This is a genomic window from Exiguobacterium artemiae, from assembly GCF_033342815.1.
GTDB lineage: Bacteria > Bacillota > Bacilli > Exiguobacteriales > Exiguobacteriaceae > Exiguobacterium_A > Exiguobacterium_A artemiae_A.
This window is the reverse complement of record NZ_JAWPEN010000008.1, coordinates 49647-71502: the sequence shown is the minus strand read 5'-3', so window position 1 is coordinate 71502 and position 21856 is coordinate 49647. Positions and strand designations below refer to the sequence as shown.

Genomic DNA, 21856 nt, shown 5'->3' with positions numbered 1-21856 from the left:
TAACGTTTTCCAAAACAATCTGCTGATTTAGATGAAAAAAAGCACGATAGACGAGTGTCTACCGTGCTTTAGGCATGAAAAATTAAGCTTTGTTGCTTGAACCGAACTCACGCATCTTACCGATGACAGTTTGTTTGATTGCTTCGCGACCTGGTGCGATGAATACGCGTGGGTCATATGCTTCTGGTTTCTCAGCCAAGACTTCACGAACCACTTTCGCGAACGAAATTTGGTTTTCTGTGTTGACGTTGATTTTCGAAGTACCAAGCGAAATTGCTTTTTCGATATCGTGTGTCGGGATTCCTGTTCCACCGTGAAGAACGAGTGGAAGGTTTGTTGCGTTACGGATTTCTTCCATTTCAGTGAAACCAAGGTTTGGTTCACCTTTGTATGGTCCGTGAACAGAACCGAGTGCAGGAGCAAGCGTGTCGATTCCAGTTTCTTTGACGATACGAACGCAGTCGTCAAGTTTCGCGTACATGACATCACCGATGACGTCGTCTTCTTGTCCGCCAACTGTACCAACTTCCGCTTCTACTGAAACACCTTTCGAATGCGCATACTCAACAACAGCTTTTGTTGTTTCGATGTTTGTGTCGATCGGGCTATGTGAATCGTCGATCATTACAGATGTAAATCCAGCGTCGATCGCTTCTTTACATTTTTCAACACTCGAACCGTGGTCGAGGTGGATTGCAACAGGAACTGTTACTTTCATGTCGTGAACGAGACCTTCTACCATTTTAACAACAGTGTAGAATCCGCCCATGTGACGTGCTGCACCTTCAGATACTCCAAGAATAACTGGTGACTGCTCTTCTTGAGCCGCACCGAGTACTGCTTGAGTCCACTCGAGGTTGTTGATGTTGAATTGACCTACTGCGTACTTACCTTCGAGAGCTTTGTTTAACATGTCTGTCATAGATACTAATGGCATAATGACATCCTCCTCTGTTTTGATCGCTACTTACACGTAAACGTGCATTTTCAGACTGATTATAACACACTGATTCACCGGAACGTACAGCATTTCACTCCGAATTTAGGATTGTGACGACGACGTGAAGGATTAACCGCTTACATCGTTCGAAATTTGCACAGTCACTTCTTTTTTTAATTCAAAGATGTCAAACGGCTTGCCGAAGAAGGCAACGACACCGAGTCGTTTCGCTTCTTCCATCGCTTCTTTTTCGTCTAAAGCGGTCATCAGAATCGTCCGGATCCGTCGTCCGACCTCATCCTGATGACGCAGGACTTCAAGACCGGTCCGCCCCGGCATGTTGACATCCATCAACAACAAATCGTATTCCGTCTCCTTGAGCCGTTCAATCGTCTCAAGACCATCGACGGCGACATCGGTCGTATACCCTTGCGCCCGAAATAATTGTGCCAGTAAATTCCGAATCCCCGGTTCATCTTCCGCGATGAGTAATCTTCCTTTCATCTCCCACACTCCTCCTCTAGTTATTTCCATTCTACATGAAAGCAAAACTTGCTATATACTGTGTGTGAGAGAAATTTAGAAAGGATGTTCAAAATGCTGAAAATTTTAGCGACACAATTCAACGGAAAACTACAAACGCTTACAAAACAGGAAGACGAATTATTCGATGTCGTCCGTCTGCTTGCGCAGGCACTCGTCGGTCAAGGAAAAGTCTATCTCGATGCCTACGGCGAGTTTGAAGGACTGTATCCGATGCTGTCCGACGGTCCGGATCAGATGAAGCGTGTCACGAAAATTAAGGATCATAAAACGTTGCATGCCGTCGACCGGGTGTTGATTTTCACACCGGATACGGAACGGTCCGATCTGCTCGCGTCCCTTGCCCGCTATGATGCGTGGCATACGCCGTATTCAATCATCACACTTGGTGATGTGACGGAAACACTCGAACGGTCGATTGCACCGCTCGCTCTGAAATTCGATAAAGGATTGCTTCCGGCTGTGGACGGTTCCCGTCATGGTTTGCCGAGTCTGGCACTGGGTGCCTTCCTGTTGACGCATATTTTGACACAGTTACAAGAGATGACGGAAGAGTGGGAATGACGCTTTTCTTCTATAGTAATAAACCAAACACCCCTGTCTCTAAATTTGGAAACAGGGTTGTTGGTCGTTCACTTTAATTCTTACTCACCAAGTGATGCCTGGATGAAGTCATGGAACAAGGCTTGCGGACGTTCCGGACGCGAAATCAATTCCGGGTGGAACTGACAAGCGACGAACCATTTGTGTTCCGGGATCTCGATGATTTCAACAAGACGACCATCCGGGCTCGTACCTGAGAAGACCATACCGTTCGCTTCGAACTGCTCACGGAATTCGTTGCCGAACTCATAACGGTGACGGTGACGTTCGTAGACAAGCTCGCTTGAGTACGCAGCATGTGCTTTCGTACCGTCTTCAAGCTTACACGGATACAGACCAAGACGAAGTGTTCCGCCGAGGTCTTCGATGTCTTTTTGTTCCGGCAGCAAGTCGATGATCGGGTACGGTGTCGCCGGATCGATTTCCGCCGAGTGGGCACCTTCAAGATTCAAGACGTTACGGGCGAACTCAACTGTCGCCAGTTGCATACCGAGGCAAATTCCGAAGAACGGGACGTTGTTTTCACGGGCAAAACGTGTTGCTTCGATTTTCCCTTCGATTCCACGTTCTCCGAATCCGCCCGGGACAAGGATTCCATTTGCTGAACCGAGTAATTCCTGAACGTTGTCACGCGTGACGTCTTCTGCATTGATCCAGTCGATTTCGATGTCGCTGTTAAAGGCAAAACCGGCGTGTTTCAAAGCTTCTGCAACCGAGATGTACGCATCACGGAGCTCGACATATTTCCCGACGAGAGCGATTTTCGTTTTCTTCTCGAGGTGTGTCACTGTGTGGACAAGTTGCTTCCAAGCAGTCATGTCAGCAGCCGGTGTATCGAATTTGAAGTAGTCACAGACGAGTTGGTCCATGCCTTGACGTTGCAGATTAAGCGGCACTTCGTAAAGTGTCGACGCATCTTTTGCTTCAATGACCGCTTCCGGACGTGTGTCACAGAAGAGGGCAATTTTATCTTTCATTTCTTGCGGTACATCATGTTCTGCACGAAGAACGATGATATCCGGCTGAATTCCGTAGCTGCGGAGTTCTTTAACACTGTGTTGTGTCGGTTTCGTCTTCAGCTCGCCTGCAGCGGCAAGATACGGAACGAGTGTACAGTGAACGTACATGACGTTTTCTTTCCCAATATCGTTTTTCACCTGACGAATGGCTTCGATGAACGGAAGCGATTCGATATCCCCTACTGTTCCACCAATCTCTGTGATGACGACATCTGCGCCCGTTTCTTTTCCGGCACGGAAGACACGGTCTTTGATTTCATTCGTGATGTGCGGAATGACCTGAACCGTTCCACCGTTGTAATCCCCGCGACGTTCTTTTTTCAGAACCGTCGAGTAGATCCGGCCGGATGTCACGTTTGCATTTTGGCTGAGGTTAATGTCGATGAACCGTTCGTAGTGACCAAGGTCAAGGTCCGTTTCAGCACCGTCATCCGTGACGAATACTTCCCCGTGCTGGTACGGGCTCATCGTTCCCGGGTCGATGTTGATGTACGGGTCGAATTTTTGGATCGTGACGTTCAGGCCACGGTTTTTCAAGAGACGAGCGAGTGATGCTGCCGTGATCCCTTTACCGAGCGAAGATACTACCCCACCGGTTACGAAAATATACTTTGTCATGATTAAATTGCTCCCTTCTCGAGTCCAGAAATCTGTCAGAGGTCGTTAAAAAATAAAAAAGCAAAAGTGCCCCCATTCACAGGAGACACTTTTGCTGAAATTAAGCACGTTGCTTAAAGAAGCCCATGACTAACTTACGTCATTCCGAAAACTTCGTCAAGCAGATTTTTTAAAGACAAAAATCACACGTACCTGCGTCAGCCGTCAACGAAAAAACTACCATTTTCATGTTCAAAAATGGCAGGTTGCGGTTGTTAAACTTCTTCGTCATCTTCCTCGAAATCTTCGAGGTCTTCTTCATCCAAATCGTCTTCGAGGTCATCAATGACCGCAACTTTTTTGAATGTATCTTCTTCGCTGTCATCTGCTGCATCATAATCAGCAGTTTTCGCGAATGTATCGAGATCATCTTCGATTGTCTCGAACTCATCTTCTTCTGCATCGTAGTTAAACTCTTCTTCGAACTCATCGAGTTCACCGCGTTGACGCGCTTCGATGACCAAGTCCTCGTCCGATTTATCGAACGGATACCATGCACGAAGCGACCAACGGTTAGCTCCGACGTTAACGAAGTTTCCGTCGATGTTCATGTCCGTATAAAGTTGGGCAAGTTTCTCGAACTTATCCTCTTCATTTTTAAACGTATGATATTTTTCGATTTCTTTTGTGATGTCATCGAAAGTAATAGGCTGTTCGCCCGCTTCTTGCAGCATTTCATTGACGAAGTTAATCAGTGAAAGATCAGTAATTTCTTCTTTACTTAAACGGCTGAGGCTCATTGTGACGGCCACTTCCTTTCATTTGCGTTCAATCCATTACTTCTCATTATACGCAAAAGGGCTTTTAAAAATCCAGTCTCTCGTAAAAAAAGATTCATCGAAAAAGAAAATTGGGTTTTTGAGGGGCCTGAAAAAGGAATAATCCAAGAGAAAAGAAGGAGGAATCACGGATGGATGTGACAATCGAACGGGTAAACGACTTTGATGGATACAACTGGCTTCCGTTGCTCGCTAAAAGTTCGCAGGAAGGATTCCAACTCGTCGAGCGAATGTTACGCAACCGCCGGGAGGAATCGTTTCAAGAAGACGGGGAAGCGATGTTCGTCGCCCTGTCGACAACCAATCAAGTCCTGGCGTGCGGCGGATATATGAAACAATCCGGTCAAGCCCTAACCGGCCGGATCCGTCATGTCTATGTCTTGCCGGAAGCCCGGTCACATGGAATCGGGACGGCATTGCTTGAAAAAATCATGTCTGAAGCCTTTTTGACGTATGACCGACTCGTCTTATACAGCGAACAGGCCGATCCGTTTTATCAAGGTCTCGGATTTCAACTCGTTTCCGGTGAAAAAATCACGCACACTTTGGATAAAACCGCTTTTGCCGACTCAAACCGATGAATTGACATATCGGAAAGTATCGATTAGATTGATGGCATGACACAACAAGTAGATCTTTTTAAAGCGTTGTCGAACGAAGTCCGTCTCGACATCTTACGCTGGCTCAAGGATCCAGAGACTCATTTCAACAAACCGGCTGCTCACTTGTCAACGAATCTCGCTGAAAAAGGAGGCGTCTGTGTCGGTGATATCCAGGAGAAGGCCAACCTGTCCCAATCCACGGTATCCCAGTACTTGGCGATGTTACAAAAAGTCGGATTGCTCGAATCCGAACGTCACGGCAAGTGGACGTATTACCGTCGAAATGAAGAAAAGATTAACGAGTTGGCAGAGTATCTAAAAGGAGAACTCTAAGGGGTTTTCCTTTGTTCATATATCGACAATTCTCGATATGTAGATTTGGAAAAGAAAGAAGGAACGGATTGTGAAATTCATTTATTACCTGTTGGCTTTACTTGCCGGGATTGCGCTCAGTATCGAAGGCGCCATCTACGGGGAGCTTGGTAACAGTATCGGTAAACTCGAAAGCAGCTTTTATAATTTCTTTGCCGGTACAATCATCATCGGCATCATCACCCTTTTCTTTGGAAAAGGTTCGCTTGGCTATACATTCAAAGCTCCGAAATGGACGTTGCTCGGCGGATTACTCGGAAGTATTTATTTGACAATCCTGATCATCAGCATCCCGCTCGTCGGTGTTGGTCTCGCCATGATCAGCGTCATCATCGGTCAGATGATCGCCAGCATGGTCATTGAACATAAAGGATGGCTCGGAAGTCCCCGCGTTGCCATCAACAAAGACAAATTAATCGCATCCGGCCTGATGGTCATCGCGCTATTTTTGATTTTCTAAGAAGGAGGAAACTTGATGAATATCGCATTACTCGGCATGACACTGCTCGGAGGAATTCTCCTCAGTGCCCAGTCTTCAATCAACGGTGCCTTCGGTCAAAAAGCCGGCGCACTGGAAAGTACATTTTTAACTTTTTTCACCGGCATGCTCCTGCTTGCACTCGCCGTCCTCTTTTTCGGACAAGGAGATGTCCTGTTAATTCTTGATGCACCCCGGTGGCAGCTCAGTGCCGTCTGGTTCGGTGTCAGTTATCTGTTCCTGACCATTCTCTCCGTCCCGAAAATCGGGGTGACGGCAGCCAGTATCGCAACCGTCATCGGACAGTTGTCCGCCGGAATGGTGCTTGACCACTTCGGAACATTCGGTGGCGTCGAAGTGGCGTTTGATCTGAAACGTTTTGCCGGTCTGTTGTTTATGCTCGCCGCCTTGTTCTTTATCTATCGCGGGAACAAGCGACGTGTCGAGGCACCCGCCTCCGACTCGATGGCTTCTTGAGACCATACAAAACCGGGAGTGTCTTCAACTCGAAGGCACTCCCGGTTTTTCGTCTGCTTACTTTTTTAAAAAGGCTAATGCATCAACCGCCAGCTGATGATCCGCTTCCTGCGACAAACCGGATACGGTAATCGTTCCGATGACACCGACTCCCGTGACGCGAATCGGGAATGACCCGCCGGCATCGGCATAGTCCGCCGGAGCAACGGCGTACATCGTATGGTAGGAGCGGTTTTTACTTTCGTTATACAGCCGCATGTAAAGCGAACTGTGTCCGTGACGGAGGACGACGTTCGATTTCCGCCGGATCCACTCTTCCTGATCCGGTGCCGTTCCGTCGAGTGCCGCATAAAACAGCCGTTGTCCGTTCCGTTTCAACTCGATGGCAACGCTGAGCTGCTCCTGCATGGCCCGGTCGATGACATACTGTCCGGCACGAAGCGCATCCTGATTCGTAAAGCTGCGCAACGTCAGTGTCTCTTCTTGTGCCAATAATTCCGTCAGTTTCATTGATCCCACTCCTTCCGGAAAATCTTCCGTCCCTTCTCGCTGCTCAAACGAACGGCTTCGATGATTTGCATCGTCTTGAGTGCATCCGTCAAATCGACCGGCACGTCACCCGTCTTCAAACCTTCAGCAAGTGCTTTGTAAAAACCAAGGTAATTCCCCGGAAGTGTCGCCAATCGTTCCGCCGGGTGATCCGTAATTTGCAGATATCCGTAATTCACGGCTTCCTCTTGACCGATTGTGACATCAACTGGTTGTCCGGATGCAAGGCGTGCTTCCTGCGGATCCATTCCGTATTTGAGATAACTTCCGCGTGTTGCATGTAATTCAAACCGCGGCGTTGCCCCTTGGATAAAGGAATTGGACCGGAGGATGACCCGACGTTTCCCGTAGAATAACGTAATGTGGAATCCGTCATCCGTCTCCGCTCCGTCGCGCTGGAATAACACATCGCCGACGACGGCATCCGGTTCACCGAACAAAGCGAGCGCCTGATCGATCAAGTGTGAACCGAGGTCAAATAAAATACCGGAGCCCGGTCCTGCCTTTTCCCTCCAGCGATCCCGTACGACCGGACGATAGCGGTCAAACCGTGATTCGAACAATTGCCAATCTCCGATTTCATTCATCTCGACCAATTGTTCCACCGTCAAGAAATCGCCGTCGTAACGGCGGTTTTGATAGACGGCGACATAGACGCCGTGATGCGTCGCGAGACGTTGCAGTTCGATTGCCTCTTCCATCGTCACGACGGCCGGTTTTTCGAGCAGGACATGTTTTTTGGCTTCAATGGCTTGTTTCGCCATCTCAAAATGTAAAGCTGTCGGTGTCGTGATGATGACAAGTTCCGTCTGGTCATCCTGTAAAGCCTCTTCGAGTGTTTCGATCACATCGGCTTCCGGGAAAACAGCCGTCACTTTATCGGCTTGGCTGGATACGACTTGCCGGATCGTATATTCGGGCAACGCTTGAATCAATGGGGCGTGAAACGTTACGGCTGAAAATCCGAATCCGACTAATGTCGTTTGAATCGTTGTCATGTTTATTCCTCCTCTGCTATTTCGAGCAAGATATCGGCTTCTTGCAGCCACTTTTGCCATTGTTCGGTCGGGCGTTCATCCGTAATCAAAATGTCGATCTGATCAAGATCACAGACTTTGTGCAGAAAACGTTTCTCGAACTTCGTATGGTCTGCCAGTACAATCACTTCCGCGCTACTGCGGATCATCGCCTTTTTCACGATTGCTTCTTCCAGATTTTCCGCGAATATCCCCTGTTCCGTCAGCCCGCATGCTCCAAGGAATACACGGTCGACCTGATAGTTCAAAATATCATCCGCCGTCTTAATCCCGACTAAACTGCGTGCATGCCGGTCCCATTTCCCTCCAGTCACATACAGATCAATTTCCGGACGGGCCTCCAGTTGTTCGACGACAGCCAGTGCATTCGTAATGATTTGAATCGGTTGCGCCGGCAGATGAACCGTCATCCGGGCGACCGTCGAAGCTGCATCGAGGATGATTGTTTGGTCCGGCTGAACGTACCGGACGGCGTGTTTCGCAATCCGGTTCTTTTCCGGCTGTTCGGTCCGCCGGTCGTACTGAACGGTCGTGTTTGTCCCGACACGGATCAAACCGTTTTTGACACGGATGATTTTTCCTTCCCGCTCGAGCTGGATCAAATCACGCCGGGCCGTATCACGCGAAATACGGTACTCTTCCATCAGCTGATCGAGTGAAATTTCAGGTGTCGTCTTGATCCATTCCCGCATTTGTTGAAGTCGATCCTGTTGAGCCATCTTCCTTTTCCTCCCGTTCTTTTTCTTTATTTTAAGTTTTTACATTATATAATGCAATTTTTACTTAAAATAACTTCGCTAAATTCGGGTAAAGAACGGTATAGCCTGGAATTTAAGAGGAGGAATGACGCATGCGTACGATTTTCATCACCGGTGCCTCGTCCGGGATCGGTCTCGCGACGGCGACACGTTTTGCTGAAGAAGGATGGACGGTGTATGCCGGAACCCGTGAACTGACACCGGCACTCGAACAAGCCGCTTTACCGCATCTGCATTTTCTTGAAGTCGATGTCACGGACCTGATGAGTTTAAAACAGGCCGTTTCCGTCATCGAGCAGGAAGTCGGTCACTTGAATGCTTTATTCTGCAATGCCGGACAAGGCTTGTTGCGGGCACTCGGACAAGCGACAAGTTATGAAATCAATCAATTGTTCGATATCAACGTGTTCGGCGTCATGCGGACGATTGAATGTTGTCTGCCGCTTTTGAAAGCTGCTCCGAACGGCAGTCATTTATTAGCCACCTCGAGCATCAGCGGACTTGTCGGTCAGCCGATGAATGAAATCTACTGTGCCAGCAAGTTTGCACTGGAAGGACTGTTCGAAAGTCTTGCTACTTATTACAAACCGTTTTTCTCGATTGATGTCACGTTGATCGAACCGGCTGCCGTCGAGACGAATTTCACCGCAAGCGTCCTCGACCGCCTCGAGCAGACGGGCGGATTGCACGAGGATGATTTCAAACCGATTATCGAAAGTTATTTACGGACGTACCGCGTCCGACACGCCGAGCGCCAGGCACCGGAAACGATCGCCGAGTTGATCTTTGAACTCGTCCATGCCGATGAGAAGCCGTTGCGTGTCCGGACAGCTCCGGAAGACGAAGCCTTCGTCGCCCATAAAACGGCAAACGATCCGTCCGGTCTCGTCGGGACACTCAAAACCCGGCAACTGACACTAAATTTAGACTGATTCCCCTTTTGTTCAAAACATATCAGATTCGTCCTTTTCTTCTTTCTATAATGAAAGAAACACTTTAAATTCATTCAGAAGGACGGTTTTTCATGACTCCCTTATTTTTGTATACGGCCGTCTATTTGATTCCGACGTTCATCATGTTCTATATGGCCGTCGATATCCTGTTACGCAATCCAAAACGTTCGCAACACCGGCTGCTGAGTCTTTTTACTTTCGCCTACGGAATGTTGTTTCTCGGTGAATTTTTCCGAAACGCTGCGCCCGTCTCCATGAGTCCCGCTTTTGTGACGTACTGGTTCGGGAATGCCGGATTACTTGTCTTCAGCACATCGCTCCACTTCATCTTCCGTGTCTCGAATCTGTGGAAAAAGATACCGCGGCTTCTTTATCCGGGCATCTTTTATGCACCAATGGTCATCGTGCTGATTACGTATGTCTTTCAGACAAATGTCATCAACAGTCAGCGATTCGAGCGGATCGGCTCCTTCATCTATCCGGAGTTCAATGCCTCGTACTTAATCACGATGACTGTCGGGAACGTCTTCCATCTTCTCGTGATCGGTTTACTGTTTTATGCGCGGACCCAGTTGCGGGATGCGCGCCGGGGCATCATCAATGTCCTGTTGAGTGTTGCGCTCCTTGTTCTCGTTTGGGATATCGTCTTCGGATACAACTCGTTTTATGGTGTCATGCCGCCCTACGCCTATATGTACGGCGGGCTGTTTTGGGCGGCCGCTTTAACGATCGCCATGCGCCGGTTCGATTATCTCGCCTCTTACCAGAAACGGTTTGCGACGCTGTACAATCTAAATCCTTCGGCGATTCTGTTGCTCGATCGTCACGGCCGAATCGAGAGTGCGAATCCCGCGGCTCATACATTGTTAAAAGAACACAAACTGTCAGGTCAGCCGTTCGCCGACTACCTGCCGGAGAAAAAACAACAGGGTTGGCTTCAGCATTATGAGGTCCACTTTGCTTCCCAGCGTAAATTCAATGAATACGAAACAAAGGTCCTGACGCTCGAACAACAGGAACGGTATGTCGTCATGGATGCCGACTTTGTCTTCATCGAACAGGAGTTACACGGGATGTTGCTGATTCGGGATATCCAGTCCTTTAAGGAAGCCGAGCAGACGATTCGCTTTTTCGCCTATCATGATCCGTTAACGAAAATCCCCAACCGGCGTAACTTTTATGAACGGGCCGGGCAAGCCATTCTCGAGCAGGACAGTGTCACGGTCGCCGTCGTTGACCTCGACGGCTTTAAAAGCATCAACGATACGTACGGTCATCAAATCGGCGATGCCTTTTTGATTCACTTGGCTCAGCTGCTTGAACGGACCGTTAAGCCGCCCGGTTTCGCTGCCCGGGTCGGCGGCGATGAATTCTTTTTACTGTTGCCGAATCAGACACCGGACCAGTTGCACCGGTTCGCCGCTTCGCTCTTAGAGACCTTCCAGGAAAATCCGTTTACGCTCGCGGAAGAGTTGATCGAGATTCGAACAAGTATCGGGCTCAGCTATTCACCCGATCACGGTATCAGTTTGGATACATTGATTCATCATGCCGATCAGGCCATGTATCACATCAAATACAACGGTAAAAACGGATACCGGATTCATGATACACTCGACTCGATTCAACGACCGTCCGAAGGAGGCACACGATGATTTCCATGCTTGCGATTTTTTCACGATTATTTAAAGGGTTACGCCATGCTTTTCAGTTATCCTACTTCCGCGGTCTATTGATCTTGTGTCTGTTGACCCTGCTGTCCGGAACGATTTTTTACAGTACCCAGGAAAATTTAACCGTCGTCGACGCGCTGTATTTCTGCATCACGACGCTGAGCACGGTCGGGCATCCGACGTTCGCTCCCGTCACGACACTCGGCAAAGTCTTCACGATGGCCTATATTACGATTGGATGCGGTTTGTTCCTTACATTGATTGCCACACTCGCTTATGTCTTGATTAAGGAACAGGAAGACTGAAAGGAGATACCTTCATGCGGCAAGCAGCCATTCAAAATAATTTCGATTGGTGTCGTCTGATTTGCGAGCTGAACGGATGTACCGTCACGGAAACAGAGGATCACTGGAAAGCGACCGGCGACGTCCCGCCGCTCTATCCGGAAATGATGGTCCGGGCGCATCAACAGCAACTCGATCTGACCGGTGTCAACAGTATCAAGGATTGTACCGCCAGCTACGATTTTTCACTTGCCGGACTGACACACCTGTTCACAGCAGAATGGATTGTCCGTCCGCCGATTCTTGACCGGCGCGCGCTGCCGCCAGACTGGACTGTCGTGACGACTTCCGAGGAAGCGGCACGTTTCTTCACCTTCATCGAGACGCACGACTTGCCGGATACGTTGTTCAAACGGACGGATGTACGGATGTTCTTTTCGGATGCGCAGCAGACCGGATTTATCGCCTATTCCAACGGTCAAACGACCGGACTGTCGCATCTGACATCCGATTATCTCGATGAACGACTCTGGGATGATATCATCCGGCTCAGTTCGGCTCACTTCCCGGGACAGCCGCTCGTCGGCTATGAGTATGGCGATCAATTGATCACGGCACTTGAAGCCGGCTTCGATGATATTGGACCACTTGCCGTCTGGATCCGCTGAACCGAGAACTTCTTTCCTAAATGAAAGTCAAAAAAAGTATCGTTTTACCGGATCTCGATAGATTCGGCAGAACGATACTTTTTTGTGTTACATCAAACGGCTGATGAAGGCCGTCGCAATCCCGAAATAGACGAGCAGCGACAGGATATCGTTCAGCGTCGTGATGAGCGGGCCGGATGCGATGGCCGGGTCGATATTCAGACGGTGCAGGATCAATGGAATAATCGTTCCGGCTAATGTTCCAAAAATCAATGTAATGATCAGTGAACTGCCGACGACGAGACCAAGAATCGGATCCCCCTGCCAGACGTAGGCGATGATGGCAATCAAAATCCCACACGTCACACCAATGATCAGACCGACCCGTAATTCCCGAATGATCAGCCGCGTGACGACCCGTTTGTCGACTTCACGCGTAATCAGACCACGGACGACGACAGCCAGCGACTGCGTTCCGGTATTTCCCGTCATTCCGGCAATCATCGGCATGAAAAATGCCAACGCGACCACTTTGGATAACGTTTCTTCAAACTGACTGATAATCGATCCGGACACGAGTCCGATAAATAATAACAAAATCAACCACGGCAGACGCCGGGTTGCGGCCACCCACGGTTTCGTATCAAAATCAATCGATTTCCCGGACGCCGATAACTTTTCGATGTCTTCATTTGCTTCTTCCCGTAAGACGTCAAGGGCATCATCGACCGTAATCAATCCGACGAGGACATCCCCTTCGACGACCGGTAACGAGACCAGATCGTAGCGTTCAAACATCTTCGCGACGTCTTCCTGATCGGTCTCGGACGAGACGCTGATGACTTTCCGGTCCATGACGTCCGCAATCCGTTCGTCGTTACTTGCGAGGATTAAATCACGGTAGGAAATGACACCTACGAGTTGACTCAGTTGATTGACTACATAAACGTAATTGATCGTCTCCGAGTATTCGATGTAATCGCGCATCTTTTCAATCGTTTCGCCAACCGTCGACTCATCCGTCACCCAAATGAACCGGTTCGTCATCAGGCGTCCTGCCGTCTCGGCCGGATACGTCAATAAGTTGCGGACGACAAGTGCCTCATCCGGACGCATGCCGGATAATAAACGATCAACTTCATCGTCCGGCAGTTCTTCCAGGATGTCTGCCACATCATCATTTTCCATTAAATCCATGACGTGTCCCGCGTGATCGACATCTAAACGCCGTAAGACCTCGAGCTGCTCATCGATCTCCAGTTCCTCAATGACGTCAGCCAACCGTTCATGATCCAGGTAACGGAGGAGCCGTTCCTGTTCCGTTTTTCCGAGTTCACCATACCAGTTCGCTAAGTCGTATGGATAGACTTCTTCGATTACCTGCTGTGCTTCTTCCCGTCGTTCTTTCACCAATGCTTCCAGTAACAGCAACTTCCACTGCTGTTCCTCCGGCTGACTCATCCTCTCACCCCCACTTTTTCTCCTCTTCCATCTTAGCACGATGCTTTCAAAAAGAGCGATTGATGAAAGCAGTTGACATTTCTTTCGTCGCACCTTAAAATTTGCCTTAAGGAAACATTATTAGTCTAAAGAATAATAACTGACAATAAACAAACTCTTTTTTTACACTTTTTGTTGCTCTAAGGAAACATTCATTACCTAATCAAAGCTCATGGACCGGAAAGGAGTTTTTTTATGCTACATGCAGTAGAAGTCGACCAATTATCCGTCTCCTATTTCGAGACGACTGCACTTGAACGTCTGTCCGTCCGTTTTACATCCGGTCAACTCATTGGAATCATCGGTCCGAATGGTGCCGGCAAATCGACTTTCATCAAAGCCATCATGGAATTGATTCCGGCAGAAGCGACTTCAATCCGTCTGCTTGGTCAATCCGCGAAACAGGCGCGGACACAGGTTGCTTACGTTCCCCAACGCAGTGCGATTGACTGGGATTTTCCGATTCGGGTCATCGATGCTGTCCTGATCGGCTGTTATCCGCAGCTCGGTTTGTTCAAGCGGCCGACGAAACAGCACCGGATGCGGGCGCGCGCCTGTCTCGACCGGGTCGGAATGCTCGATTACGCCGACCGTCAAATCGGTGAACTGTCCGGCGGTCAACAACAACGTGTCTTTTTGGCCCGCGCCTTAGCGCAGGAAGCCGACCTGTTATTACTCGACGAACCGTTCGTCGGGGTGGATGCCGGCAGCGAAGGAGTCATCATCGACTTGTTACGCACGTTGCGTGAGGAAGGAAAGACGATCCTCGTCGTCCACCACGATTTAAGTAAAGCAGCCGACTATTTCGACACGTTGCTGCTTCTCAATCGACGGATCATTTCGGTCGGTCCGCCACAAGACGTCCTGCATGCTGATCTCATCGAAGCAGCTTACGGCAATCCGCTTGCCTTCCTGCAGAAAGTGGAGGTTTCGTCATGACGATCATCGATTTCATCCACGCCCTGACTGAATACGATTTTCTCCAGAAAGCCCTCGTGACATCCGTCATGGTCGGCATCATCTGCGGGGTCATCGGTTGCTTCATCATTTTACGCGGGATGTCGCTGATGGGTGACGCCATCTCCCATGCAGTCCTGCCCGGTGTCGCCATCTCGTATCTGCTCGGAATCAATTTCTTCATCGGTGCTGTCGCAACCGGTCTTTTGACCGCACTCGGAATCGGTTTCGTCAGTCAAAACAGCCGGATTAAAAATGATACGGCGATTGGCATTTTATTTACGTCAGCCTTCGCACTCGGTATCATCCTGATTTCTTTTTTACGCAGCAGCAGTGATCTCTATCATATCCTGTTCGGAAACGTCCTCGCCGTCCGTCCGAGCGATATGTGGATGACGCTTGCCATCGGTCTGCTTGTGCTCGCTGCAATTTTCCTATTCTACAAAGAACTGCTCGTGACGTCATTTGATCCGACGATGGCTGCTGCTTACGGTCTGTCGACCCGATTGATCCATTACCTGCTGATGACGATGCTGACCCTCGTCACGGTCGCATCTCTCCAGACAGTCGGTATCATTCTCGTCGTCGCCATGCTGATTACTCCGGCTGCAACCGCCTACCTGTTGACGAACCGGTTGTCACGGATGATTTTCCTGTCTGCCGGTCTCGGAACGATTTCTTCCGTCATCGGTTTATACTTCAGCTTTACCTATAATCTTTCATCCGGCGCCTCGATCGTCCTGGTCGCGACCGCTTTGTTTGCGCTGGTGTTCATTTTCTCACCGCGCCACGGATTACTGCGAAAATGGAAATCTGCCAAAAAGGAGCTGACGACATGATGTTCAAACGATTAATCCCTTTAACCGGTCTCGCTGTTTTACTGACCGGCTGTGCTCCCGATTCTGCCGACGATGGCAAAATACAAGTCGTTACGACCTATTCGATTTTAGAAGATATGACCCGTGTCGTCGGCGGTGAACATGTCGACGTCCACAGCATGGTCAAGGTCGGCAAAAATCCGCACGAATACGATCCGTTGCCGACCGATGTCCGGAAGATGGCGGACGCTGATGTCGTCTTTTACAACGGTCTGAATCTTGAAGCCGGCGGTTCCTGGTTTAATAAACTCCGCTCCAGTACAAATAAGGACGGCAAGGATGCTCCGGTCTACGCCTTAAGTAAAGGAGTCGAACCAAAGTACTTGACGGCCGCCGGAAAAGAACAGGAAACTGATCCTCATGCCTGGCTTGACCTCAGCAACGGTATTCAATACGTTGAAAACGTTAAAGACGGATTAATCAAAGAGGATCCGGCGAATAAAGCCGATTATGAGAAAAATGCTTCGGCCTATATCAAAGAATTGAAGACGCTCGACACAAAAGCGAAGGAACGGTTTGCTGCGATTCCAGACGCTAAGCGCCATCTGCTCACAAGTGAAGGCGCCTTTAAATACTTCAGCGACGCCTACGATTTTAAAGCCGACTACATTTGGGAAATCAATTCCGATAATCAAGGGACACCCGACCAAGTTCGGCGAATCGTTGATTTAATCAAGCAACAGGACATTCCGGTGCTGTTCGTCGAGACGAGTGTCGACCGGCGCAGTATGGAGACGGTCTCCCGCGAAACCGGTGTTCCGATCGGCGGAACGCTCTACACCGACTCCCTCGGGGCAAAAGGAAAAGACGGTTCAACGTACTTGAAGATGATGGAAGCAAATTTCGAGACGATCGAACAACAATTGATGCAATAAGAACTGTCATCGAATCGCCATCCCTGTCTTACCTTTCATTAATTCTTCCACCGTATACTAAGGAAAGAATCAATGAGTGATGGAGGAATGAAGATGCCTAAAAAAACCGGATGGATGGTCATGACACTCTCGGCGACACTTGCCCTCGGTGCCTGCGGACAGGCGGAACAAAAGACCGACTCGCATGCTAATCATGAGACCCATGCGACGCACACAAGTGCCGATCAACTGGAACAGACGACATCGCCGGCGATTGCACCGGCGTTCTTAAAAGAAACGGATTCTTCGATTCAGACGATTTACCTGTCTGTCGCCAAACATCAGGACCTTTTGGAAAAGATGCCGTGTTATTGCGGGTGCGGGGAATCTGCTGGACACACGAGTAACTATGATTGCTTCATTGCCGATCAAACGGCAGACGGAAAAACGACTTGGACGACCCACGGGATTACGTGCGGAACGTGTCTCGATATCGCAGCCCAGTCGATCGTTGCTTATCAACAAGGCACTTCGGTCAAAAAAATCCGCTCGGATATTGATGCGTCTTATGCGAAGACGGGTGCCAAACCGACTCCGACTCCGGCTCTCTAAATCAAACATCGGCTGACCCAGTAGTCAGTCTCTAAGAAGATAAGGGTGACAGAGCACCATTCTGCCACCCTTCTCTCTCAAAAAAAGAATCATGCTCTTCACGCGACTCCTACAGGAAAGGCGTGAAGAGCGTGATTCTTTTTTGCGTCAGCCGCTTTTGAAACGTGAAGACTTACCGTTGCCGGCGAGCCGTCGCATGGAGAACAAAGGGTTTTCCGGACAGCAATTCCTCCAGCTGATAATACGTATGTGCCCGAAGCGGCTGACTCGTCCGCGGAAGATGACGTAATTCATAGGCCACTTCCAGCAAATAAAACTTGTACGTCTCAGCTTCTTCAAATCCAAAACTGTTCTGGCGCGCTTCAATATAGCCAAGCAAACGCTGTTGTTGCTCAAGCGACAGACGCTGGACTTGCGGAGCAATCGGTTCACCCGGACGAAGAATCAGTTCCCGTTCCGTACGGTACAGACGGTTCATGACTCCCCGTTCCCGTCGAAGCGCAATCAACTTTGCCGGTTGATACGAGCGGGGATACGGATGGGCATGGACTAAATACTGTTCAATGATGGATTGTGTCGGGGCAGCCGGAAAAGAAATGACATCATGCATACAATTCGACTCCTTTAATGAGATCTACCGTCTATATTTTACTACAAATTTCCAATCCAACAGACGGGCCTCACAGAAAGGAAACCGGTTTTCTAATTTCAGACGGGTTTCGTTTCTCCCGACGCGTGGAAAAGTTCCAAAGATACTTACTCCTGAAAGGATGATTTGTCATGCCACAGATGAAAGCCATTGGATTCCACAAACATTTACCGATTACGGAAGCCGACAGTCTGATTGATCTTGAACTGGAACGTCCCGTTGCAAAAGGACACGATCTGTTAGTCGAAATTAAAGCGGTTTCCGTTAATCCGGTTGATACGAAAGTCCGGGCTAAAGGCGCGGATGAAACAGAACCGAAAGTCATCGGCTATGATGCCGCCGGGATTGTCGTCGAAGTCGGCGATCAAGCATCCCTCTTTTCCGTCGGGGATGAAGTTTACTACGCGGGCGCGATCAACCGCCCCGGCTCCAACAGTGCCTTCCAGCTCGTTGATGAACGGATCGTTGCGAAAAAAGCGGAACGTTTGACGTTCAGTGAATCAGCAGCACTTCCCTTGACTGCCTTGACGGCATACGAAGCGATGACGGATCGCCTTCAATTGACGTTCGATGCCAAATCAAATCTCGAGAAAACGATTTTGATCATCGGTGCAGCCGGCGGTGTCGGATCCATCGCGACGCAACTGGCGAACCATGCCGGTCTGACCGTCATCGGAACGGCGTCCCGTCCGGAAACAATTGACTGGGCGAAAGCACACGGTGCCCATCATACGATTAATCACCACAATGATTTCCGGGAACAACTGGAGCAACTCGGTTATTCGTACGTCGACTACATTTTTTGTCTGAATGCGACCGATCAGCATTTTGATGCGATGGTCGATGTCATCGCTCCGCAAGGGAAAATCTGCAGCATCGTCGAAACGGACCAGGCCCTCAATCTCAGTGCGTTGCAACAAAAGAGCGCCACGTTCGCTTGGGAATTCATGTTTACCCGTTCCCTGTTCGAAACACCGGACATGATTCGGCAACATGAAATTCTGACACAAGTCGCGACCTGGCTCGATGAAGAAACCATTGAGACGACCGTCACCCAAACGTTGATTGGTATGAACGCAGAGAATTTAAAAGAAGCTCACCGTCTCGTCGAAAGTGGCAACACAATCGGTAAAATCGTTGTCGAACAGCATTGATTCAACTAACAGGACGTTCCTCTCTTTTTGAGAAGAACGCCCTGTTTTTCGTTTATCTATTTTTTTGGCGTCTCATCGAAAAGACGATGGCGGCAAACAAGGACAGGAGCCCTCCCGCCCAACCGATGATCGGGGCATAGGCAAATGTATCACGCAGTAACATCCCTCCGATGATCAGGACGGCTGCATCCGCTGCAAACAGCACCGCTAAAAATCGATAGTTCATCCTCTTCTCCTCCTTTTGTTTGAAAATGCCATTCCTTTTTACTTCTTACCCAACTTGCAGTTTTTCTGGTATGAATTTCTTGTATTTAAGATAATTTTCTAATAAGACTATTTTTCTGAGTCTAAAAAATGTACGATTACGGTAAGAAATAGGTATAGTAGTTACATCTATTTGTTCACAAGGAAAGCTGATACAAAGGGGCATCCATAATTATATGAAAAAATGGTTCAATCAAAAAATAAGCCGACAAATCATGTCTGCTTTCTACCTTATACTGATCACGCTGTCAGTATCTTCGATTGCTGCTTACTTCTATACGAATCATCAGGTCGTAAGTGCCAAAAAAAGTCTTGATGCGATCAGCGAACGGCAGGAACGGGCGACGTCTTTATGGGACGATTGGCAATCGCTCCAGTACGAGATGCGCGGATATATCGTCTTCGGTGATGATGCTGTTCTCGAGACAGTTAATGAAAAAAAAGCATCCCTCGAACAACAGACCGCGTGGTTCGAAAAAAACGGAACATACAAAGCCGATCAGATTTATGCGTCTGATGTCCGGTCTCTTTATACGTCCTATACGACATTCGTCATGCCAAGTTTAATTAAATATGTCAAAGCCAAACAGGACGGCACTGTCGATGAAACGTTTTTACAGATGCCGAGTTTGAAATCGATGATGCCACAGGTTAAACGGGATCCGAATCGAAAATTCAAGATGAACGCTTCGAACAGTGAAACGATGCGCAAAAGTGTTAACACGATGGAAAGTGTCTTCACGAGTTACCGAACGAGCCTTCAAGCCAAAGAGGCGATGGCGAAGGACAAACTCATCAAACAAACGAAATATGCGGAATGGATTTGGCTCGTCAATTTACTTGTCCTCTTCCTTGTCATTCTTTTGATCATCCGACCGTTTATCGAACGGACGACACGCCAAATTCAACTCCTCAGTAAAGAAAGTAAACTGCTTGCCCAAGGCCAACATACCGCACCGTTGATTCCCATGAATCGAACCGATGAAATCGGTGAGCTCAGCAAATCGTTCCATCAAATGGCGACGGCATTGACCGACAATAAACACCGGCTGATGTCCTCCAATGATAATTTAGAACAGGCGCTTCGACTCACTTTACGGAACGAAGCCCACTTGAAAATCCGGAACCAGCTGACGGAGACACTTGCTTCCCGTGACACCGTAACCGCTTATCCCGCGGTCATTGAAAAGATGGTCGAGATTACCGATTCGACGAACGGTTCCTTGATCTTCAAGGAAGGAACGACGGTGACGAATATTATTTCCTACGGTCTGACGGAACAAGAACAAGATGATTTGATTGCCACCATCGAACCTGTCATCCGCAGAGCACGGAAGGATAAAGTCCCGCACACCGCTCAGTTTGCCCACCGCGCGATTGCCGTCACACCGGTTCTTGATGCCAGCACGGATGAGATCATCGCCTATATCTATCTGATGCGTTTCCATCATCCGTTTGATCTGCAGGAACAGGAAGAGCTTGCTGCCTTTGCACGTCAGCTCGCTTTGTCGTTACTCCGGATGCGGACGTTTGACGAGATTGGACGGGAACGGGAAAAAACGGCTCGATTATTGAACTCAATCCGTGAATCGATTGTCTACATCGAACCGGACGGACCGATTCAATTGATCAACCGTCCGTTGCTTGATTTATTCGATCACCCGTCAGCAACGGATTCGAAAGCCGAGTGGCTGATTGAAATCGATAATTCGATTACCAATCTGAAGTATCAAGTTGATGATTTACCCGAGTTTGAGGCATATTTGCACCAAACGTTCATCGAGCATAAAACCGGTGAAGGTATCACCTTCTCGATTAACCAGGAAAAACGTTTTATCAAAACGTATTCGGAAGAAATTCACTACGGCGGAAAATTCCGTGGAATTCTGCTCGTCCTCCGTGACATCACCAATGAAGTGGAAATTGACCGGATCAAAAATGAGCTTGTCTCGACGATTTCGCATGAATTACGGACTCCGTTGTCTTCCATCTACGGCTTCACGGAACTGATGATTCAACGGGACTTGCCACCGCACCGTCAAAAGAAATATCTGGCTGCGGTCCATTCGGAAACTGAACGGTTATCCCTGTTGATTAACGACTTCCTCGATCTCCAACGGATGGAAGCAAATCGGCAAGAGTATACGTTTGAACCGTTTGATTTGCTGGCAATGATGAAGGACTTAAAACAGTTGCACAGCTTATCCTCTTCAGCGCATGACATTCAGATTTTCTCTGAGGAGACCGTCCAAATCATCAATGGAGATTCGAAAAAAATCCGTCAACTGTTCGGAAACTTGGTCAACAATGCCATCAAGTATTCGCCGAACGGCGGTCCGATCGAAATCCGCGTGACAGAACACAACAACCGCATCACGGTCGCTTTGACCGATCATGGGATCGGGATTCCGTCGTCTGCCATGAGTGAACTGTTCCAAAAATTCTACCGGGTCGATAATTCCGATACCCGTCAAATTGGCGGAACCGGGCTTGGCTTATCGATTTGCCGCGAAATCGCCCGTGCCCATGACGGCGAGATTCATGTCGAATCGATTGAAGGACAAGGTTCGACGTTCACGGTCGACTTACCGCTCAATCCGACTCCACCGTTATAACA

25 protein-coding genes are annotated in these 21856 nt (G+C 48.8%); 15 read left to right on the top strand and 10 right to left on the bottom strand.

Annotation, left to right across the window (positions count from 1 at the left end; genetic code table 11):
- Positions 1–82: 82 nt before the first annotated feature.
- Both fba and R7V76_RS09405 read right to left on the bottom strand, forming a co-directional pair.
- Positions 83–937 (bottom strand): class II fructose-1,6-bisphosphate aldolase, encoded by an 855-nt coding sequence (gene fba, locus R7V76_RS09410; RefSeq protein ID WP_012371595.1) that lies wholly within the window; start codon positions 935–937, stop codon positions 83–85.
- A 132-nt stretch (positions 938–1069) separates the two neighbouring features.
- Positions 1070–1444, bottom strand: coding sequence for a response regulator (locus tag R7V76_RS09405; protein WP_290828466.1), 375 nt, complete (start codon positions 1442–1444; stop codon positions 1070–1072).
- A gap of 93 nt (positions 1445–1537) precedes the next feature.
- Here R7V76_RS09405 and R7V76_RS09400 point away from each other — a divergent pair, with 93 nt between their 5' ends.
- Complete coding sequence (locus tag R7V76_RS09400) at positions 1538–2047, top strand: DUF2529 family protein (RefSeq protein WP_318092222.1); 510 nt, start codon at positions 1538–1540, stop codon at positions 2045–2047.
- An 80-nt stretch (positions 2048–2127) separates the two neighbouring features.
- Here the strand turns inward: R7V76_RS09400 and R7V76_RS09395 are convergent, their stop codons facing one another.
- On the bottom strand, positions 2128–3723 hold the full coding sequence (locus R7V76_RS09395; RefSeq protein ID WP_290828470.1) for a CTP synthase: 1596 nt from the start codon (positions 3721–3723) through the stop codon (positions 2128–2130).
- 254 nt (positions 3724–3977) lie between these two features.
- Positions 3978–4514, bottom strand: coding sequence for a DNA-directed RNA polymerase subunit delta (rpoE, locus tag R7V76_RS09390; protein ID WP_234944546.1), 537 nt, complete (start codon positions 4512–4514; stop codon positions 3978–3980).
- Positions 4515–4672: 158 nt separating this feature from the next.
- Between rpoE and R7V76_RS09385 the strand changes: the two genes are divergently transcribed.
- The 4 genes from R7V76_RS09385 to R7V76_RS09370 all read left to right on the top strand — a co-directional run bounded on the left by R7V76_RS09385 (position 4673) and on the right by R7V76_RS09370 (position 6470).
- The gene (locus R7V76_RS09385) at positions 4673–5122 is read left to right on the top strand and encodes a GNAT family N-acetyltransferase (protein ID WP_318092221.1); all 450 of its coding nucleotides are present in this window, start codon (positions 4673–4675) and stop codon (positions 5120–5122) included.
- A gap of 36 nt (positions 5123–5158) precedes the next feature.
- Positions 5159–5476: an ArsR/SmtB family transcription factor gene (locus tag R7V76_RS09380; protein ID WP_012371601.1), complete on the top strand. Its 318-nt coding sequence runs from the start codon at positions 5159–5161 to the stop codon at positions 5474–5476.
- A gap of 70 nt (positions 5477–5546) precedes the next feature.
- Positions 5547–5975 carry a DMT family transporter gene (locus tag R7V76_RS09375; protein ID WP_188004808.1) on the top strand — a complete coding sequence of 143 codons (429 nt, stop codon included), beginning with the start codon at positions 5547–5549 and terminating at the stop codon, positions 5973–5975.
- Positions 5976–5990: 15 nt separating this feature from the next.
- A complete protein-coding gene (locus tag R7V76_RS09370) occupies positions 5991–6470 on the top strand; it encodes a DMT family transporter (protein ID WP_012371603.1) in 480 nt (159 codons plus the stop codon).
- A 57-nt stretch (positions 6471–6527) separates the two neighbouring features.
- Here the strand turns inward: R7V76_RS09370 and R7V76_RS09365 are convergent, their stop codons facing one another.
- The 3 genes from R7V76_RS09365 to R7V76_RS09355 are packed head-to-tail and all read right to left on the bottom strand — an operon-like array spanning position 6528 to position 8775.
- Positions 6528–6980, bottom strand: coding sequence for a heme-degrading domain-containing protein (locus R7V76_RS09365; RefSeq protein WP_318092220.1), 453 nt, complete (start codon positions 6978–6980; stop codon positions 6528–6530).
- Positions 6977–8017, bottom strand: a complete 1041-nt coding sequence (locus tag R7V76_RS09360) for a Gfo/Idh/MocA family oxidoreductase (protein ID WP_318092219.1) — start codon at positions 8015–8017, stop codon at positions 6977–6979. The genes R7V76_RS09365 and R7V76_RS09360 overlap by 4 nt, the downstream gene beginning before the upstream one ends.
- Positions 8018–8019: 2 nt before the next feature.
- Positions 8020–8775, bottom strand: coding sequence for a DeoR/GlpR family DNA-binding transcription regulator (locus R7V76_RS09355; RefSeq protein ID WP_318092218.1), 756 nt, complete (start codon positions 8773–8775; stop codon positions 8020–8022).
- Between the two features lie 131 nt (positions 8776–8906).
- Between R7V76_RS09355 and R7V76_RS09350 the strand changes: the two genes are divergently transcribed.
- From R7V76_RS09350 to R7V76_RS09335, 4 genes are all read left to right on the top strand, one after another.
- Complete coding sequence (locus R7V76_RS09350) at positions 8907–9746, top strand: SDR family NAD(P)-dependent oxidoreductase (RefSeq protein ID WP_318092217.1); 840 nt, start codon at positions 8907–8909, stop codon at positions 9744–9746.
- 92 nt (positions 9747–9838) lie between these two features.
- A complete protein-coding gene (locus R7V76_RS09345; protein ID WP_318092216.1) occupies positions 9839–11422 on the top strand; it encodes a sensor domain-containing diguanylate cyclase in 1584 nt (527 codons plus the stop codon).
- Positions 11419–11745: a potassium channel family protein gene (locus tag R7V76_RS09340; RefSeq protein WP_014971462.1), complete on the top strand. Its 327-nt coding sequence runs from the start codon at positions 11419–11421 to the stop codon at positions 11743–11745. Before R7V76_RS09345 ends, R7V76_RS09340 begins: the two co-directional genes overlap by 4 nt.
- 14 nt (positions 11746–11759) lie before the next feature.
- On the top strand, positions 11760–12392 hold the full coding sequence (locus R7V76_RS09335) for a hypothetical protein (protein ID WP_318092215.1): 633 nt from the start codon (positions 11760–11762) through the stop codon (positions 12390–12392).
- A gap of 87 nt (positions 12393–12479) precedes the next feature.
- On the opposite strand, the gene mgtE is transcribed toward R7V76_RS09335, so the two are convergent.
- Complete coding sequence (gene mgtE, locus R7V76_RS09330; protein WP_290828489.1) at positions 12480–13832, bottom strand: magnesium transporter; 1353 nt, start codon at positions 13830–13832, stop codon at positions 12480–12482.
- A 234-nt stretch (positions 13833–14066) separates the two neighbouring features.
- On the opposite strand from mgtE, the gene R7V76_RS09325 reads away from it, so the two are divergent.
- The 4 genes from R7V76_RS09325 (at position 14067) to R7V76_RS09310 (ending at position 17172) form a co-directional block, all read left to right on the top strand.
- A complete protein-coding gene (locus R7V76_RS09325; RefSeq protein ID WP_318092214.1) occupies positions 14067–14810 on the top strand; it encodes a metal ABC transporter ATP-binding protein in 744 nt (247 codons plus the stop codon).
- Positions 14807–15667 carry an iron chelate uptake ABC transporter family permease subunit gene (locus tag R7V76_RS09320; RefSeq protein ID WP_440137044.1) on the top strand — a complete coding sequence of 287 codons (861 nt, stop codon included), beginning with the start codon at positions 14807–14809 and terminating at the stop codon, positions 15665–15667. The genes R7V76_RS09325 and R7V76_RS09320 overlap by 4 nt, the downstream gene beginning before the upstream one ends.
- Complete coding sequence (locus R7V76_RS09315; protein WP_318092213.1) at positions 15664–16581, top strand: metal ABC transporter substrate-binding protein; 918 nt, start codon at positions 15664–15666, stop codon at positions 16579–16581. The genes R7V76_RS09320 and R7V76_RS09315 overlap by 4 nt, the downstream gene beginning before the upstream one ends.
- Before the next feature lie 93 nt (positions 16582–16674).
- Entirely contained in the window at positions 16675–17172 is a 498-nt protein-coding gene (locus tag R7V76_RS09310) for a PCYCGC motif-containing (lipo)protein (protein WP_318092212.1), read from the top strand.
- A 172-nt stretch (positions 17173–17344) separates the two neighbouring features.
- On the opposite strand, the gene R7V76_RS09305 is transcribed toward R7V76_RS09310, so the two are convergent.
- Positions 17345–17782, bottom strand: coding sequence for a hypothetical protein (locus tag R7V76_RS09305; RefSeq protein ID WP_318092210.1), 438 nt, complete (start codon positions 17780–17782; stop codon positions 17345–17347).
- A gap of 179 nt (positions 17783–17961) precedes the next feature.
- Between R7V76_RS09305 and R7V76_RS09300 the strand changes: the two genes are divergently transcribed.
- Positions 17962–18975 carry a zinc-binding alcohol dehydrogenase family protein gene (locus R7V76_RS09300; RefSeq protein WP_318092262.1) on the top strand — a complete coding sequence of 338 codons (1014 nt, stop codon included), beginning with the start codon at positions 17962–17964 and terminating at the stop codon, positions 18973–18975.
- A 52-nt stretch (positions 18976–19027) separates the two neighbouring features.
- Here R7V76_RS09300 and R7V76_RS09295 read toward each other — a convergent pair whose 3' ends face one another.
- Positions 19028–19201: a hypothetical protein gene (locus R7V76_RS09295; RefSeq protein ID WP_318092209.1), complete on the bottom strand. Its 174-nt coding sequence runs from the start codon at positions 19199–19201 to the stop codon at positions 19028–19030.
- Between the two features lie 214 nt (positions 19202–19415).
- On the opposite strand from R7V76_RS09295, the gene R7V76_RS09290 reads away from it, so the two are divergent.
- The gene (locus R7V76_RS09290; protein ID WP_318092208.1) at positions 19416–21854 is read left to right on the top strand and encodes an ATP-binding protein; all 2439 of its coding nucleotides are present in this window, start codon (positions 19416–19418) and stop codon (positions 21852–21854) included.
- Positions 21855–21856: the final 2 nt, after the last annotated feature.